Genomic DNA, 2876 nt, shown 5'->3' on the forward strand with positions numbered 1-2876 from the left:
TGGACAAGGTGCCGGCCTTTTTGTACGAGCCGCCCAAGCGCCGCCTGCATGCCGTGGGCGACGTGCTGCGCCATATGCCGCTGCCTGGCGCCGAGACGGCGGGGCCGATGCACCGCATCCCCGCGCTGCAGTGGAAAACCTGGGTGCGGCTGGCTTTTGTGGAAGCAGGCAGCGACTGGCGCAGCCTGAACAAGCTGGCTGTGGAGGATGGCCAGCTGCGCGACTACCTGCTGGTACCCGACTTTCACCACGGACACATGGGCGTGAACCGATGGGATGAGGCCATGGGCGTGGTGGCGGGCAAGAGCCTGACGAACAACGGCAAGTTCAGCGTGGCGGATCCACGTTTTGAGCAGTCGACCAAGTGGAGCGATGGCCAAGCCTTGGGTGTGCGCAAATGGGGCGACAGCACCGGCACGGTGGCGGGCCAAACCGGGCCGCTACAGGGCGCCTACAGCGTGGCAGACATTCGCCACCAGGGCGCGCCCAAACACTCCAACGAGTTCCGCATCGTGGGTTGGGACAAGGCTGCCATGGCGGTGACCAGTGCCCACGGTTCTGGCCAGTCGGTGGCCGACCCGCGCCGCGATGGGCCGAGCTTTGCCAAGTACGGCGTGACGCGCTACGACGAGCCCGCCGGCACGGTGATCGCTGGCAGCACCACCGGCCAGGGCGCATTTGCCGTGGCCGATGTGCGGCCCAACCTGCAGCGCGAAAAGGGCGATGCCTACCTGACCGGCGGGCACTACGGCGTGCTGCCCTGGGCTGCGGCGAGTGGTGCGGTGAGCGCCTCGGCCTGCCACGACAACGGTCCCTGGAGCCTGGCAGATCCCCGGCCCGCTGCAGCTTGCACGGAATCGCAAACCGCCATGCCGTCACCCAGCGACAAGCTGGTGTGCCGCATTCACGCGCTCGACGGCACCTGGCACCGGCCTTTCACCACGCTGGAGCTTGCCGCGCTGCAGAGCCTGATTGACCCGGAAGAGTGGTTTTCAGCCGATGGCCCCGGCGGCCGTGGAGAGACCTTTGTGCTGGACGGCAACAGCGACCAGCGTTGGCGCGAGGGCATCGGCAATGCAGTGCCACGCAAGGCGGCCAAAGCCATTGGTACGGTGATGGGCCAGACCATTTTGCTGGCCCGCGCCGGCGAAACGTTCCTACTCAGCGCGCAGCCGGTGTGGGTGCAGCCGGTGGCGGTGGCGTTGAGCGTTCAGGGTGAAAAACATGCGGAGCAATAGTTCCATCCGCCGGTGCCCCAACCGGGAGAACACAAGGACGGCCGCCCCGCGCCTCGATTGCCAAACAGATCTTGCGGTTGCGTGTGTCCAATTCTTCGATGTAGCTTTCACAAGCAACGAGGAGATTCGCTTTTGCATCCATCCTAATGACGTGCGGCGCAACCCCCTGATTGATCAAGAAGGGCAGATGTCGGGTGATTGTGTCGCCATAGATCGACGCCCCGATGTACTCGTAGTCATCCAAGCGTGTCGTATCAAGACGCGTGAGTGCGTTTGCCAATGCGGCCAACTCGGCTATCGCCATTTGTCTCTCAAGTGGGCTGAGCCCTGTCCCAACCGATTCAATTTGGTGAAGCTTGTAGGCCACCGAGCGGATGCCATAAAGCAATTGAAAGAGAGCTTCTATCGACCTGGTGACCTCGTCGTGTTCGTCGCGTTTCTTCTGTTCAGACTGAAGAGTATGGGCTTTTTGAACGCTGTGGACAGCCACATAAATGGCGATAACCGAACCGATGGCTTGCACCCAAGCGGGGGCCGAGTTTTCGAGAAAGGTGCGGTAGGCAAGCGCCCCGGCAAAGTACACGTAACCGCAGGAGAAAAGCACACAAAAGCCAACGGTTGCTGCGACGACTTGATCAATGAAACGCCAGTCTTTCTTCATACTTATTTCTCTCCTTTGAGGCGTGCAGTATGAGCCATTCCTGCGCCGCCACTGACTGCCAGCACCAGGTGCCCCAACGTCTGCTGATGTGTGTGGACCACTGGCGCATGGTGCCGGCGCCGCTGCGCCTCGAGGTCTTTGCCACCCTGGGCAAATGGAAGCGCGTGCAGCGTAACCCTGAGCTGGCCCTGCCAGCCGTCAAGGCGTACCGCGAAGCGGTGGCCGCAGCCGTTGCCGCTGTGGCCGCCAAACAAATTAACAAGCGTGCAGCGCGTGCCGCGAGTTCTGGCGATTTGTTCGACCAGAGCCCGCTGGCCGGGCCAGCACAGCACCCAAAAGAAGAGCATGGCAACACAACAAAACAACCGCAGCTGCGGCGGTAGCGCGGGCGGCACCACGGCTTTGGGCCGTGCGGCCGACGAGCTGAAGAAGAGGGTGGACTGCGCCGACCTGGCGCTGCGTCTGGGCATGAAGCGCGAGGGGAGCAGCGCTAAGGCGAACTTTGTGAACCCGCAGGACGTAGGGCGGCCGGCAACCCTGGCCTGCTACCCAGCGGTGGGCACCAAGGGCAGCACGTGGTTTGACCACCGGCACCAGCTGCCGGGTGGCCCGATTGACCTGTACATGCTGTTTACCGGCGCCGACTTTGTGCATGCGGTGAAGGAACTGGCCAGCATGTATGGCGTGACGATAGGGCGGGATGACCAGCCGGCTGTGAAGGTGGAGGAAACCATTGCCGAGTTCATCGCCAAGAACTGCCTGAAGGACGCGCGTAGCGACGAGTGGAAGGGCCAGCTGGTGGACTACCTGACGGGCCGGGGCATCAAGCTTGCGGTGATTGACGAGGCCCTGGAGAAGAAGGCGCTGGGCTTCAACACCTGGAACAGCCCCAAGGTGCCGAAGGGCGAGCCGCTGTGGGGCGGTCCGGCCGTGGCGTTCATCGTGCGGGCGCAGCGCTCTGGCCAGGTGGTGGCGGT

At 63.3% G+C, this 2876-nt stretch carries 2 protein-coding genes and 2 pseudogenes; 3 read left to right on the forward strand and 1 reads right to left on the reverse strand.

The features are described from left to right. A pseudogene (locus ACFQ95_RS25895) lies at positions 1 to 1238 on the forward strand (DNA cytosine methyltransferase); the annotation flags it as partial. Here the strand turns inward: ACFQ95_RS25895 and ACFQ95_RS25900 are convergent. Continuing rightward, positions 1162 to 1899 carry a hypothetical protein gene (locus tag ACFQ95_RS25900; RefSeq protein WP_422835844.1) on the reverse strand — a complete coding sequence of 246 codons (738 nt, stop codon included), beginning with the start codon at positions 1897 to 1899 and terminating at the stop codon, positions 1162 to 1164. The pseudogene ACFQ95_RS25895 and the gene ACFQ95_RS25900 sit on opposite strands and share 77 nt — an antisense overlap. Before the next feature lie 29 nt (positions 1900 to 1928). On the opposite strand from ACFQ95_RS25900, the gene ACFQ95_RS25905 reads away from it, so the two are divergent. Both ACFQ95_RS25905 and ACFQ95_RS25910 read left to right on the forward strand, forming a co-directional pair. Next, entirely contained in the window at positions 1929 to 2282 is a 354-nt protein-coding gene (locus ACFQ95_RS25905) for a hypothetical protein (protein ID WP_422835846.1), read from the forward strand. Continuing rightward, a pseudogene (locus ACFQ95_RS25910) lies at positions 2245 to 2876 on the forward strand (hypothetical protein); the annotation flags it as partial. The gene ACFQ95_RS25905 and the pseudogene ACFQ95_RS25910, both read left to right, overlap by 38 nt.

The organism is Variovorax sp. HJSM1_2, assembly GCF_049316285.1.
GTDB lineage: Bacteria > Pseudomonadota > Gammaproteobacteria > Burkholderiales > Burkholderiaceae_C > Rhodoferax_B.